The organism is Paraburkholderia sp. 40 (assembly GCF_050434105.1).
GTDB lineage: Bacteria > Pseudomonadota > Gammaproteobacteria > Burkholderiales > Burkholderiaceae > Paraburkholderia > Paraburkholderia tuberum.
This window is the reverse complement of sequence record NZ_JBNPVY010000004.1, coordinates 1,082,128-1,096,110: the sequence shown is the minus strand read 5'-3', so window position 1 is coordinate 1,096,110 and position 13,983 is coordinate 1,082,128. Positions and strand designations below refer to the sequence as shown.

12 protein-coding genes are annotated in these 13,983 nt (G+C 65.3%); 2 read left to right on the top strand and 10 right to left on the bottom strand.

The features are described from left to right. Window positions 1–28: 28 nt before the first annotated feature. The 5 genes from OKW28_RS26675 to OKW28_RS26655 form a co-directional block, all read right to left on the bottom strand. On the bottom strand, window positions 29–388 hold the full coding sequence (locus tag OKW28_RS26675; protein WP_429450206.1) for a hypothetical protein: 360 nt from the start codon (window positions 386–388) through the stop codon (window positions 29–31). Window positions 389–403: 15 nt separating this feature from the next. Further along, window positions 404–1,030, bottom strand: coding sequence for a hypothetical protein (locus OKW28_RS26670; RefSeq protein WP_429450204.1), 627 nt, complete (start codon window positions 1,028–1,030; stop codon window positions 404–406). 437 nt (window positions 1,031–1,467) lie between these two features. Then, window positions 1,468–3,033, bottom strand: coding sequence for an efflux transporter outer membrane subunit (locus OKW28_RS26665; RefSeq protein WP_429450202.1), 1,566 nt, complete (start codon window positions 3,031–3,033; stop codon window positions 1,468–1,470). A gap of 14 nt (window positions 3,034–3,047) precedes the next feature. Continuing rightward, complete coding sequence (locus OKW28_RS26660; RefSeq protein WP_429450200.1) at window positions 3,048–6,176, bottom strand: efflux RND transporter permease subunit; 3,129 nt, start codon at window positions 6,174–6,176, stop codon at window positions 3,048–3,050. Continuing rightward, window positions 6,173–7,321 carry an efflux RND transporter periplasmic adaptor subunit gene (locus OKW28_RS26655; RefSeq protein WP_429450198.1) on the bottom strand — a complete coding sequence of 383 codons (1,149 nt, stop codon included), beginning with the start codon at window positions 7,319–7,321 and terminating at the stop codon, window positions 6,173–6,175. Before OKW28_RS26655 ends, OKW28_RS26660 begins: the two co-directional genes overlap by 4 nt. A 218-nt stretch (window positions 7,322–7,539) precedes the next feature. Between OKW28_RS26655 and OKW28_RS26650 the strand changes: the two genes are divergently transcribed. Further along, a complete protein-coding gene (locus OKW28_RS26650; protein ID WP_429450197.1) occupies window positions 7,540–8,157 on the top strand; it encodes a TetR/AcrR family transcriptional regulator in 618 nt (205 codons plus the stop codon). A gap of 85 nt (window positions 8,158–8,242) precedes the next feature. On the opposite strand, the gene OKW28_RS26645 is transcribed toward OKW28_RS26650, so the two are convergent. After that, the gene (locus OKW28_RS26645; protein ID WP_018417722.1) at window positions 8,243–8,455 is read right to left on the bottom strand and encodes a hypothetical protein; all 213 of its coding nucleotides are present in this window, start codon (window positions 8,453–8,455) and stop codon (window positions 8,243–8,245) included. Window positions 8,456–8,723: 268 nt separating this feature from the next. Between OKW28_RS26645 and OKW28_RS26640 the strand changes: the two genes are divergently transcribed. Beyond that, window positions 8,724–9,788: a LysR family transcriptional regulator gene (locus OKW28_RS26640; protein WP_429450195.1), complete on the top strand. Its 1,065-nt coding sequence runs from the start codon at window positions 8,724–8,726 to the stop codon at window positions 9,786–9,788. A 31-nt stretch (window positions 9,789–9,819) separates the two neighbouring features. Here OKW28_RS26640 and OKW28_RS26635 read toward each other — a convergent pair whose 3' ends face one another. The 4 genes from OKW28_RS26635 to OKW28_RS26620 form a co-directional block, all read right to left on the bottom strand. Next, window positions 9,820–10,050 carry a DUF2795 domain-containing protein gene (locus OKW28_RS26635; protein WP_184022698.1) on the bottom strand — a complete coding sequence of 77 codons (231 nt, stop codon included), beginning with the start codon at window positions 10,048–10,050 and terminating at the stop codon, window positions 9,820–9,822. A gap of 196 nt (window positions 10,051–10,246) precedes the next feature. Then, window positions 10,247–10,501 (bottom strand): hypothetical protein, encoded by a 255-nt coding sequence (locus OKW28_RS26630; protein WP_184003891.1) that lies wholly within the window; start codon window positions 10,499–10,501, stop codon window positions 10,247–10,249. A 216-nt stretch (window positions 10,502–10,717) separates the two neighbouring features. After that, on the bottom strand, window positions 10,718–12,055 hold the full coding sequence (locus OKW28_RS26625; protein WP_429450193.1) for a C45 family autoproteolytic acyltransferase/hydolase: 1,338 nt from the start codon (window positions 12,053–12,055) through the stop codon (window positions 10,718–10,720). A gap of 141 nt (window positions 12,056–12,196) precedes the next feature. Then, a complete protein-coding gene (locus tag OKW28_RS26620) occupies window positions 12,197–13,930 on the bottom strand; it encodes a ClcB-like voltage-gated chloride channel protein (protein WP_429450191.1) in 1,734 nt (577 codons plus the stop codon). Window positions 13,931–13,983 lie beyond the last annotated feature (53 nt).

Here is a 13,983-nt window from a genome sequence, read left to right as displayed (position 1 = left end):
CGGCCCGCTCTCGCCGCATACCGTCATGTCAGCGGCGAAACACCTCGACGCGAGGCACATCGTCGGAAAAAGCGGACTGAAGTGCCCACTCCTCGTGGCGTTTCGCACCGGCAAGATGCTCCGATAACTTCATGGTCAGATCATGCCAGGCTGAATCGCCTTCCGGCACGGTCATGGTACGGCCATCGTCTAGCCGGACGAGCAATACGATCGAATTTCCAAGCCATTGTTCTGACCGCGTAGCGACGATTTCGCAAATATCTCCCCAGGCAATGTGTTGCTCGCCTTGCTGATTTGTCACGACGAGACCCTTATCGCTCAGGGATAGAGCGAAGGAGAATCTGCGTGACGGCAGACGTCCTAGCAGCCAGGAGTTGATCCGGCTCATTATCATGTCGTAGCTCTATTTCCATTTGATTGGGGCGAGGCGCCAGATATTCTCTGCGGCCTCCTTGCCGACATTGTGGCCGAGCCAGCTCGCCATCATTCCACCGGCAATACCCCCCAGCACAATTGCCCCGCCTTCCGCCAACTCTCCTACGACGGGAATCATCAACGATGGCGCGGCCCATGTGCCAGCCCATGCCGCGCCAGCCGCCGCACCTGCCCACATGCCTCCCGTGCCCGCTGCCAATCCACCGATGGCTCCCGCAAATTCCTCAGTCGCTACTCGCGCTTTATCCTTCTGCGGCGCTTTCTCGATGACTACGCCGACGGCAACAATCTCAATCACGATGCCGGCAGACCCGGCCATCCGGCCTATAAATGCGATACGGTTAACGACAGACCGCATTTTGCCGACGCTCAACAGAACCGCTTCTATATTGCCTTTTTTTCGAAGCAGGATGTCCAGGGTTGGCAAATTTTTGGATGGTTTGAGCGCCTCAGAGTAAAAGCGCCCGAATGGACTTAGACGCCTGCGCATTTCAATCACCAAACCGTTGCGTTGCACTTCAGATTTGAGGCCACCAAGTGAAACCTTTGAGCGTCGCCGTTTAGTGGCAGCGGCACAGGCAAGGTTGGACGGCAATCTATCCTTTCTTGAAGGGGCGGCGCAGCTACTCGCTCTTAAGAATCAGTAAGACGGGATCGCCGATCGCGATCCGGACTTTGATGTCTTCGTCGTCATTCGATCAGAGACCGATCATTTGCCTCTCGAAGCGCAACGGTCGCATTGTCTCTATCTGAGGCGCTTGCTCGTCTTGCCCGAGTTCAAAAGCGCGCAAGAGCGGGCAAGTCCTTTCGCGCCTCAAGCATGCATCGATCTGATAGCACGATTCAGTGATCGATAAACACCGTTGAGGCGCTGCAGAGCACGTGTCCTGTGACTTGCTTCTGATTCGTTTCGCACCGTACAAACAAATCGTATTAGGTTCAATGCCTTAGCCCGTTGTTCAGACAGTTTTCAACAGGCTCATCAACACGAACTGGGGATAAGTGCGCCGCGTTCCGTACGGAATCCGGGATTTAGTTGGATGTCGCCGTGTTCGTCGTCCCAACCGATGCAGGCGCAGAAGCCGAAGTCGCCGCAGCCGATGATGCGCCGGCCTGATCAACCGGCGGATTCCCCATCGCCTGAAACAGCGCGGCCGTATCCGTCAGCCGCGCGCTCATATAGCGGATCTCGTCGAGCTGCGCGTTGCGCCATTGCTGCTCGCTCGAACGCGTCGCGGCGACGGGCAGCGCGCCGAGCCGATAGCGCGCCGAGGTCTCGTTGAACACGCCCTGTGCAGAACGCGCGGCGACGTTCGCGGCGTCAAGCGACTGCGCGTCGTGCTCGAGTGAGGCGAGCGTGTCGGCGACGTTCTGAAACGCGGCCAGCACGGTCTGTTTGTACTGCGACACGCTCGCTTCGTACGTGTGCTGTGCCGCGCGGCGCTGCGCGAGCAGCGCGCCGCCATGAAACAGCGGTTGCGACAGCGACGCGCCGATGCTCCAGATCGCCCCCGCACCGGACATCGCGACCGGCCAGCTAAACCCGCCTTGTCCCATCGATGCCGACAGCGACAGACTCGGGAACATCTGCGCGGTGGCGACGCCGACATCGGTCGCGGCGGCCTTCAGCGCGGCGTCGGCGGCCTCGATGTCAGGCCGCGTGCGCAGCAGCTCGGACGGCACGACCACCGGCACCTGCTCCGGCACATGCAACTGCGCGAGATCGATGTCGTCCGGCGCGGCATCGGGCGTGCGGCCGAGCAGCACCGCGAGCGCGTGACGTGTGGTGAGCCACTGCTGCTTCAGCGCCGGCAGACTTGCCGACACGCTCGCCGCGCTCTGCTGCGCGTTCAGCAGATCGGCATGCGATACCGCGCCGAGCGCGAAGCGCCGTTCGGTATCGCGCGCCTGATCATTGGCGAGGACCACGAGCCGCTCGGTCGTGTCGATCTGAGCATGCAGCGCGGCGCTCGTGATCGTCGCGGTCACGATGTTCGCGGCGAGCGCGCGCCGCGCCGCCTCGAGCTGGTAGACCTGCACGTTCACGCGCGCGGCGAGCGCCGTGTTCGCGAGACGCGCGGCGCCGAACAGATCGAACGTGTAGTGCGCCTGCAACTGGCCGACGAACACGTTGTACAGAAACGTGTTCGGTCCGATCTCGGGGATCGCGAGCGCGCGATTGCGGGTGGCCTGGCCGCCGGCGTCGATGGTCGGCAGCAGCGAGCTGCCGACCTGCGCGCGCAATTGTTCGCGCGCGGCGGCGAGACTGCGGTCGGTCGCGTCGAGCGTCGGACTATTGCGCAGGCCTTCGTCGACGAGCGCGTTCAGCGCATCCGAGCGGTACAGCTTCCACCATTCGGGCACCGGCTGTGCGCCGGTCACGAACTGCTGCGTGACGCCCTGCGCGGGCACGGTTTGCGTCGGTAGCGGCTCGGCACCGTAGTGCGCGGGCTGCGGCATCGCGGGCGCGTCGCCGTTAGGTCCGAACGAGCAGGCGCCGAGCATGCAGGTGATGCTGGCGATGCTGGTGGCAAGCGTGGTACGGGCCAGCGCGTCGAAGCGCGCGCGGCGGTGGCGGGAGAGGGCCGGAATAGTCATGCTCGTGCTCATGCTCAGTTACCCGTGTGCGTGGCGCCAGCACCGGACGGCGTCTGCGGCTCGCGCTCGTCGGCGCGTACGCGGAACGACGCGGCGTACAACGCGGGCAGATAGAACAGCGTGAGGATCGTCGCGCTCGTGATGCCGCCCATCAGCGCGGTCGCCATCGGCCCGAAGAAGTTGGAGCGCAGCAGCGGGATCAGCGCGAGCACGGCGGCCGCGGCGGTCAGCGTGATCGGCCGGAACCGCCGCACGGTCGCGCCGACGATCGCATCGAAACGCTTGTGCCCCGACCCAATGTCCTGCTCGATCTGATCGACGAGAATCACCGAGTTGCGCATGATGATGCCGAACATCGCGATCACGCCGAGCATCGCGACGAAGCCGAACGGCTGGCCGAACAGCAGCAAGGTGAGCACGACGCCGATCAGGCCGAGCGGCGCGGTCAGGACGACCATCAGCACGCGCGCGAAGCTTTGCAGCTGGATCATCAGCAGCATGAGCACCGCGATCACCATGATCGGAATCTGCGCGTTGATCGAGGTTTGACCCTTGGCGCTTTCCTCGACGGAGCCGCCGATCTCGATCCGGTAGCCGACCGGCAGCGTCGCGCGGATCGGCGCGAGCGCGCGGTCCACCGCGTGCGTGACGTCGATGCCTTGCGCGCCGGCCGACACGTCCGACTGCACGGTGATGGTCGGCTGACGGTCGCGTTCCCAGATCACGCCGTATTCGAGGTCGTTGCGCAGATGTCCGAGCGTGCCGAGCGGCACCGGCCCGTTCGGCGTCGACATCGCGAGCGCGGTCAGCTGCGACGGGTCGACGCGTTCGGCGCGCGGCGCGCGCAGATCGACGCTGATCAGCTTGTCGCGCTCCCGATACTGCGTGACCGTGTAGCCGGACATCGTCATCGCGAGAAAGCTGGCGATGTCTTCGGACGTCACGCCGAGCTCGCGCGCGCGTTTCTGGTCGATCTCGAAGCGCACCGAGCGCTCGGCGGGTTCGTCCCAGTCGAACTGCACGTTGCGCGTGCCGCGATTGGCGCGCATCGTCGCGGCGACGCGTTCGGCGATCGAGCGCACGGTCGCGATGTCGTCGCCGCTCACGCGGAACTGCACCGGATAGCCGACCGGCGGCCCGTTCTCGAGGCGCGACAGGCGCGTGCGGATCGCCGGGAAGTTGTTGAGCAACTCCGGTTCGAGCCACTGCGCGAGCTTCTCGCGATCCTTGACCGACTTCGCGGTGATCACGAACTGTGCGAAGTTCGGCTGCTGCAATTGCTGATCGAGCGGCAGATAGAAGCGCGGCGCGCCGGTGCCGACGAAGCTGACTGAGTGATCGATTTCAGGCCGCCCTTTGAGAACCTGTTCGAGGCGCTGCGCCTGGCGCAGCGTTGCATCGAACGACGCGCCTTCGGGCAGCCGCACATCGACCAGCAACTCCGGCCGGTCCGAGCTCGGGAAGAACTGCTGCGGCACGAGCGAGAAGCCGGCCATCGCGAGCACGAACAGCAGCACGGTGATCGCGAGCACGACGAAGCGCCGCTCGATGCACCAGCCGATCCAGCCGCGCAAGCGCGTGTAGAAGCGCGTGTCGTAGATGTCATGTTCGTGATCGTCAGGCTCGTGCGCATGGCGCTTGCGCTCGGGCAGCATGTGATAGCCGAGCAGCGGAATCAGCACGACCGCCGCGAGCCACGACGCGATCAGCGCGATCGCCGACACCTCGAAGATCGAGCGCGTGTACTCGCCGGTGCTCGACTTCGCGAGCGCGATCGGCAGGAAGCCGGATACGGTGACGAGCGTGCCGGTCAGCATCGGAAACGCGGTGCTGGTGTACGCGAAGGCCGCGGCGCGCGTGCGGTTCCAGCCTTGCTCGAGCTTCACCGACATCATTTCGACCGCGATGATCGCATCGTCGACGAGCAGGCCGAGCGCGAGCACGAGTGTGCCGAGCGATACCTTGTGCAGGCCGATATCGAACAGGTACATGCACAGCGCGGTGACCGCGAGCACCACCGGAATCGAGATCACGACCACCATGCCGGTGCGCACGCCGAGCGACACGAGGCTCACGATCAACACGATCCCGACCGCTTCGGCGACCGCTTCGAGGAAGTCGTTGACCGAGCGCGCGACCGCGTGCGGCATGCTCGATACTTCGACGAGATTCAATCCGGCGGGCAGCGCGGCGCGCAGTTGGGTCATTTGCTGATCGAGCGCGCGGCCGAGGCGGATCACGTCGCCGCCCGGCTGCATCGTCACGCCGATACCGAGCACGGGTTTGCCGCCGAAGCGCATCTGCGTGACGACCGGGTCGTCGTAGCCGCGCTTGATCGTCGCGATGTCGCCGAGACGGAACGTGCGGTTGTTGATGCGGATCAGCGTGTCGGCGAGCGCGCCCACGTCGTTAAACTGGCCGCTCGGGCGCACGAACACGCGGTCGTCCGTGGTGGTCAGCGTACCCGCGGGAGCGATCGTGTTCTGCGCGTTGATCGCCTGCCCAAGCTGTTGTGGCGAGATGCCGAGACGCGTCAACTGCGTGTTCGCGATCTCGATGTAGATGTGCTGATCGGGGTCGCCGAAATAGTCGACCTTGCCGACGCCCGGCACGCGCAGCAGCACCGAGCGTAGCTGGTCCGCGTAATCGTGCAGTTGCGCGGCGGAAAAGCCGTCGCCTTCGAGCGTGTAGATGTTGGTGTAGACGTCGCCGAATTCATCGTTGAAGAACGGGCCCTGGATGCCCGGCGGCAAGCTCGTCGCGATGTCGCCGACTTTCTTGCGCACCTGGTACCACGTCTCGGGCACCTGGCTCACCGGCGCCGAGTCCTTCATCGTGAAGAAGATCAGCGATTCGCCGGGACGCGAGTAGCTGCGCACGAAATCGATGTGCGGCGTTTCCTGCAGCTTGCGGCCGATGCGATCGGTCAACTGCTCCTGCACCTGGCGCCCGGTGGCACCCGGCCAGTACGTGCGGATCACCATCACGCGGAACGTGAAGGGCGGGTCTTCCGACTGCGCGAGCCGCGTGTAGGCGAGGATGCCGAACGCGGTGGCGAGCGCGATCAGGAATACGACCAGCGCCTGATGACGCAGCGCCCACGCGGACAAATTGAAGCGTCCTTCTTCGTGCGACGTGCTCATGAAGCGAAGTCCTCGGGATGCAGCGGCGCGATCGCGCGGACTTTCTGGCCGGCGCTCACGGTGTGCACGCCTTGCAGCACGACGCTTTCGCCATCTTTCAGGCCGTCGCTGACGACGAATGTGCGCTCGTAGTAGCGCGTGACGGTCACGCGACGCAGCTCGACCGTGTTGTCCGCGGCGCGCACGACCCACACGGCCGGTTCGCGCCCCTCGTGAAACAGCGCGGTGACCGGCAGCGTGAACACGCCGTGCTGCGCGGCGGCCGCGGCGAGCGGCACGGCCGGCGTGACGTCGGCGGTCATGCCGAGGCGCACGTCGGCGCCGGCATCGAGCAGGGTCAGACGCGCGCGCCAGGTGCGGCTTTGCGGATCGGCGGCCGGCGACAGCTCGCGCACGCGTGCGCCGAGCTTGCGGCCCGGCAGCGCGGCGAGCGTGACGCTCGCGTTCTGGCCGACCGCGAATGCGGCGAGCGCGCTTTCGGGCACGTCGCACAGCACGTCGACGTCGCCGCTCCACGCCAGGTTGTAGACGGCCTGACCCGCCGACACGTTCTGGCCCGTGTCCGCCTGTTCAGCCGTGATGACGCCCGCATGACCGGCGACGAGCGTCGTGTACTGCAACTGGTTCTTCGCGAGCGCCGCCTGCTGCTGCGCCTGATCGCGCTGCGCGAGCGCGGACGCGTAGGCGTTGGTGGTCTGTTCGAGCTGCGCGGGCGCGATCAGGTTCTCTTTGGTCTGCGCCCTGTCGCGTTCGAGCTGCTGCTGAGCATAGACGAGGTTGTGCTGCGCGGCGTCGAGCTGCGCTTGCGTGCTCGCGGCGTTTTTCTGCGCATCGGCCGGGTCGAGCAGCGCGACGACTTCGCCGCTTCTCACCCTGTCGCCGAGCCGTACCCGCCGCTCGATGATCTTGCCGGCGACGCGGAACGACAGCGGCGTCGAATAGCGCGCCTGCACTTCGCCGGGCAGCGACGCCGCCTGCAGCGCGTGGCCGTCCGCATGCACGGCGAGCGCGACCACCGGGCGCGGCGCGGGCGTCGCGGCTTCCTTCTTCGAGCAGGCCGCGAGCGCGAGCACGCCTGCCAGCGCCAGCGCGCAGGTCTGCCTGGAGAAACCGCGGTGAGAGGATGGGGGAGACTGCTGGCGCATCGCTGACGATGCGGGAGAACCGGGACGCTTCACAATTACCCCAACTGGAGACAGCGAACGAACACGGCAAGCCGCGCGGCCCGCCAGCGAAGACCCACATGCCGCGTCATGCTAATGGCATACAGGGATGGCTTTGAATGACGAAATGCATTCTAATACAGTCATGTATCTGAATGTCTAGATGGATTTGAATTCTTTTGGGTGCTAGGCTTGCGGCCATGAAACGTCAAAGACTGACAAGAGAGCAGAGCAAGGACCAGACGCGGGAGCGGCTGCTCGATGCCGCGCAGGCAACTTTCATGAAGAAGGGCTTCGTCGCGGCGAGTGTCGAGGACATCGCGGCGGCGGCCGGCTATACGCGCGGGGCGTTCTATTCGAACTTCCGCAGCAAGACCGAGCTGTTTCTGGAGCTATTGCGGCGCGATCACGAAGCGATGCAGGCGGGCCTGCATGCGATCTTCGAAAGCGCGGCGTCGCGCGAGCAGATGGAGGCGCGCGTGCTGCGCTACTACAGCTCGCTGCATCGCGAGAACAAGTGTTTTCTGTTGTGGGTGGAGGCGAAGCTACTGGCGGTGCGCGACGGCCGTTTCCGGCTGCGCTTCAACGCGTTCATGCACGAGAAGATCGAGCAGTTGAGCGCCTATGTGCGCGAGTTCTCGGAGCGCGTGGGCACGCCGATGTCGATGCCGCCCGAGCCGCTCGCGATCGGCCTGATGGGTCTGTGCGACGGCGTGCAGTTCTTCTACACCGTCGATCCGCAGAATGTGCCGGCGGAGATGGCCGAAACGGTGCTGGCGGGGTTTTTCTCGCGCGTGGTGTTCGGGCGCGATGCGTAACGGTAGACGTTCAGCCTGGAGGCGCGGATGCGCGAATGCGCGACCCGGAGGGATCGCGCATCAGATACGGTTCAAGGCGGAAAAATCATTCGACCGGCAGTCGCGCGCAGGCCTCGGCGGCGGGCGCCGCGCACGCGAACGCGTATTGGCCGCTGGCGTCGAGGAATTTTTCCCCGGCGTGCAGGGCAACCTTGATATCGGGGCAGCGCTCGTAACCGATATAGGCCGAGCTCGCGGCGGCCGACCAGCAAACCAGCGAAAACGCGATCTTTTCCAGCAGACGAAAACGATGTGGCATGGCGATGTAGCGGTAACTTTCTGGGCGCTATCTTACCAGTAGACTAGGGTTTATACCTAGCTAAAATCCACGATAGACGCCGTAATAGTGGCGCGATGGACACGCCGCGCCGAATCTGACCGGAATGTCATGTCTGGGTCAGGGTTGGGACATGTCCTATAGCTAGAATCGGTTGCGTTGGGCGGACCCGCGCGCGCCCATGCGGCGCGGGTCGACACAGGCGGCAACGGTTGCGCCGGCCCGGCTTTACCGAGGCAGGAGTCGTCCCATGAATCAACTGCAGTCGATGCGCGTGTTCGTCAAGGTTGCGGACCTCGGCAGTTTCGTCGGCGCGTCGGGCGCGCTGGATCTGTCCACCGCGGTCGTCACGCGGCACGTCGCGGATCTCGAAGCGCGGCTCGGCACGCGACTGCTGAACCGCACCACCCGCCGTCTTTCGCTGACCGAATCCGGCGCGACCTATCTGGAGTGCGTACGCCACATCCTCGCCGATCTCGAGAGCGTCGAGCAGATGGTGGTGGCGCGCAATCACGAGCCGGTCGGCACGCTGCGCATTGTCGCGCCGGTCGTGTTCGGGTTGCACAGTCTCGCGCCGGTCGTGCAGTCGTACGCGGCGCGCTATCCCGACGTCGTGCCCGACGTCACGCTCGCCGACCGCCACGTCGATCTGGTCGAAGAGGGCTTCGACGTCGGCATCCTGGCTGCGCGGCACATGCGCAGCGCGAGCATCGTCACGCGGCGGTTGACGACCGGCTACATGACGGTTTGCGCGACGCCCGAGTATCTGGCGCAACACGGCACGCCGAAGCGCCCCGAGGATCTGCTCAGGCATTCGTGCCTGAGCAGGCCGGCCGAGCAGGGCGGCGAGGAGCGGTTGTTCAATGGGCCGGACGGCGAAGTGCGGGTGCGGCCGACCAACGCAATCGCGGCGAACAACGCCGAGATGCTGCGGCAGTTCGCGCTGCTCGGCATGGGCGTGGCGATCCTGCCGAGCTACCTGATCGGCCGTGATCTGACGGCGGGGCGGCTCGTGCGTCTGCTCGACGCGTACAGTCTGCCGCCCATCGAAATCACGATTGCGTATCCGAGCCGGCTGCATCTGCCGGCGAAGGTGCGGACGTTCATCGACCATCTGGTCGAGCATTTCCAGCCGGAAAGCGCGCAGGCGCGGGATTCCCGTAGCGTGGCGCCGGTGCGGGTGGTGGCCGGGGTGAGCGGGTCCGACGCTCCGATGGCGCGCGAGATCGCCGACGACGCGCTCGGAAACAGCCGCACGACGCGCCGTGTGACGCGGGTGGCGCGCGCGCGGATCGCGGCGTCGTCGCAGTTCTGACGTGTGAGGTGAGGCGAGGCTGAATCCGGGTTCAGATCCCTAAGCCCGGGCCATAGTTGCCGCCGATCAGGCGCGTGACCGACTCGATGTCGACATAATCCTGCTCCGGCATACCATCGAGCATCGCCAACACCTCGTTGCTCGCGCCGGCTTCGCGCGCGGCGTCGACGAGTGCGTCCTTGTTGGTCGGGAATTCGACTTCGCTGAGAAAATCGGCGATCTGCAGATCGATCGATTCGCCGGGGATGTCCGAGGCCGTCATGCGCATGCTCCTGGTGAGCTTAAGTTAGTCACGTCGTTATTGCTGCCACGAAAAGCCGGCCCTCGCCGCGATGAATTTCTCGCAGTCTGTTGCAATCCCGCGCGCATCGCCACCCCGTCGTCATGACAGCCGGCGCAAACCGGGCAGGCGCGCCGTCGTAGCCGCGCCGCCGCCGCCGCCGCCGTTGTGGCGGCCCTCACGTGGTCAGATGCTCGTTCTGCCCGGTCAGGCTGCGTTCCAGATGTCGGGACTTCGGCAGCGCAATATGCTCCCAGTGCTGCGGACGGCTGGCGTCGGTGCTCGACACGTCTGGGGCCGGAGGCGCGACCGGCGCGGCGTTCGCGCGTTGCGCAAGCGTGATGGAATCCGTGCTGTCCGACGCGGTATGAACCGGCGCGGCAAAACACGAGGCTGACAGCGTCACCATGATTAACAGTGTCGAGGTTTTCATCGCCCGACCTCCTAAAGCTCATGCGGCGCTGACAATCGAGCAAACCCTGTGCCGTCCCGCGTCGAGAGGACGGTGCAAGCCGAGGACGGCATGGCGCTGCGCGGCCCAGGCTCCTTACCATCTTAGATGGCAAATACTGCAACGCGCGCACATTTGCGACAAAACCGTACTGCAAATTCCATCATCGCACGAACAGGCGCGCGCGTCCGCCATGCGCTAGCGCAGCACATCGAAGCGCGTCCACGGCCACGACGGCCGGTCGCGCATATAGCCGTTCAGCCAGTTCCACTGCGGATGCCGCTTCATGAACGCCTGCGCGTCGAACGGCCGGCCGCACGGATGCCCCCAGCGCGCGGTGAAGGCCATCTCGCGGGCCATTTCGCTGTCGACCACCTTGCCGTCGTTCGCGCCCCACGGATTGAACGGCCCGTGATCGGTGCCGCCGAAGCGCGCGTCATCGAGCTCCAGATGCCCGCAGATCGTACGCGAGCACGGGTTGTCGTTGCGATCGAGATAGACATCGTGATGATCGGCGATCATCTGCTTCGCGAGCTCGACGTCGATGCTGCCTCGATGCAGTTCCTCGAGCTGCATGAAACGCAGTCGCCGCGCGCCGTTCTTGCGCACATCGGTATAGTCCTCACCTTCGCCGATGCATTCCTGGTTGCGGATTTTCAGATCCGTCGCGGTGTTGTAGCCGCTGTAGAAACCGTCTTTGGTGGTCTCGAAGCCCGCATAGTGCAGCCCGAGTTCGTAACGCGCGATCTCGCCGGTCTTCGTGTCGCCGAGCAGCCAACTGTTCGCGTAGCCGCCGTTGTTCGCGAGCGAGAACATGTCGCACCATTCCTTGATGCTGTTCGCATATTGCGACGCGCGCCGCGAGCGATAGAACTCGGGCGCACCGGCCGCGTTGTAGCCCGCGAAGTTCGAGATCGTCGTTTCGGTGATCATCAGGCCGGCCGCCGTGACCCAGAAATCGGTCAGGCTCGAGATGCAGCCCGGCAGGCCCTGCATCAGGATGCGGTTGCCGCGGTCGGGCACGATGTCGAACACGACGTTGAACGCGTCGCCGGCCGCGTAGCGGTCCCACGAGTTGTGCGCCATCACGATGCGGCCGCCGCGCGTCGCGTTGCCGGTCGCGATGAACGCGCTGCAGTGGTGACCGCGCCGGCCGCGCCACAGTTTCGCGCCCAGATGCGGCTGCGCCTGCGCAGCGTGCGTCGGCCACCAGCTTTGTAGCAGATCCATGTAGCCGTTCCATGCGAGCACTTCGGCGAACGGCAGCTTCGCGCCGTCGGCGATGCCATGGATTTCATCGGCGAATTCGGTGTCGAGCTTGCTCGCGAACTGGCTCGTCGCGGCATTGACGAAGGTGTCGAATTCCTCGCCGGTGTCCCATTTGGCGAGATAGCGCGCGGTGCGGATCGCGTTTCTGATTTCGTCGGCGAGCAACTGGCCGTGCTGCTCGCCGCGATCGTACGGCTCGCCTTCGATATGCACGAAAATCCAGCCGGCCTGATCGCGGCGTACGGCCTCGGGGGACGGTTCGCTCATCTTCGCTCCGACGATACGGCGGGCGCTGTCGCTGCGCCCAAGCTGGGCTCACGCGTGCCGGCCGCGTGAAGGGCCGGCGGTCTGTCCATTGTAGAGAATCCGCGGCGCTTTGCATCGCGCCCCGCGAAGCCTTCGAAAGCTCTAGCGCGACGGATTCATGCGGAAGTACGCATCGAGCAGCGAGGTCTTGTAGACGACGCCGGCGAGCTTCGGATGCGCGGTGCTCTCGATCACCGGCAGCCGCTCGCCCTGAAACGCCATGAAGTGCTGTAACGCGATGGCGAGCGACATGTCCGGCGTCAGCACGTCGAAATGCGGCTGCAGATAATCGGCGGCGGTTTTCATCGACGTGTCGCGCCGCTCGAGCAGATCGGACGTGATGTCCTTCAGCGCGACCACGCCGAGAAACGCGCCCGAGTCGTTCGCGACGTACAGATACTTGACCGGATACTCGAGGAACACGCGCGTCATGTCGTGCACGGTCGCGTTCGGCGGCACGACGGTCTGCGCGGGGCGGATCAGCTCGCGCATCTGCGTCGCGCGCAATCGCGAGCGCTCCTGCTCCTCGCGATTGCGGCGCAGCGTGATCTCGTACATCGAGGTCTTGCCGATCGCGCGAGCAATGAAATACGCGACCACGCACGACAGCATCAGCGGCAGCACGACCTGATAGCTCAACGTCATCTCGAAGATCATCAGGATCGCCATCAGCGGCGCCTGAGTCGCGCCCGCGAGGAATGCGCCCATGCCGACCATCGCATAGGCGTAAGCGGCCGACGTCGCATGCGGCCACAACGCGTGCATGCCCTGGCCGAACAGCGAGCCGACCGCCGCGCCGACGAACAGCGTCGGCGTGAACACGCCGCCCACCGCGCCGGAGCCGGCCGTCGCCGCGGTCGCCGCGAGCTTGCAGACGAGCACGAGCAGGAGCGCGGACCATGTCCACGGCGAATGCAGGATCGAGTTCACGACGCTGTAGCCGTTGCCCCACACCTCGGGCTCCGCGACCGAAATGATGCCGACCACGAGACCGCCGAGTGCGAGCCGCACCGGCAACGCCACCGGCAGCTTGCGAAAGGCCGCCTTCGATGCGTCGAGCAGCCGCAGAAACTGCGGCGCGGCCGCGCCGCACAGCGCGCCAAGCGCGACGAACAGCAGCACCTCGGGACCGGTCACGGTCGGAAACTCCGGCATCTCGTAGGGCGGCTTGTAGCCGGCGAACTCGCGCATCGTGATGTTCGCGACGACCGCCGCGACCAGTACCGGACCGAAGCTTTCCATCGCGATCGAGCCGAGCACGATCTCGGTGACGAAAAACGCGCCCGCGATCGGCGCGCTGTACGCGGACGTGATACCGGCCGCCGCGCCGCACGCGACGAGCAGGCGCAGCCGCGGCGGATCGAAGTGGACCCAGCGGCCGATCAGCGACGAGGCGAGCGCCGCGAGCTGTACCATCGGACCTTCACGACCGATCGAGCCGCCGCTCGCGATCGTGAACAGCGACGACACGCTGCGCCACAGACTCAGCCGCACCGGCACGGCGCCGTCGCCGATCGCGACCGCTTCCATGTAGTCGCTGTGTGTGTTCCTGTCGGCGTAACGCTGCGCGATCAGCAGAAACACGCCGGCGACGAGACCGCCCGCGGCCGGCACCCAGATGCGCATGGTCCACGGCAGGCTGCGCGCCGTTTCGACGAAGCTGCCGGAGCGGCCGGTCATCGCCAGTTGCAGCAGTTCGATGCACCAGCGAAACGCGACGGTCGCGAACGCGCCGGCAATGCCGACCACGACCGACCAGACCAGCATCGTGTGGGCTTCTGAGAGGCGGAACAGGCGTTGGGCGCGGGTGCGCAGCTTCAGCAGGAATGAAAGCACGTCGTCGGTACGGGGCGTGAAGGAAGGTTGAAAAAACCGCAGCACAACAGCAG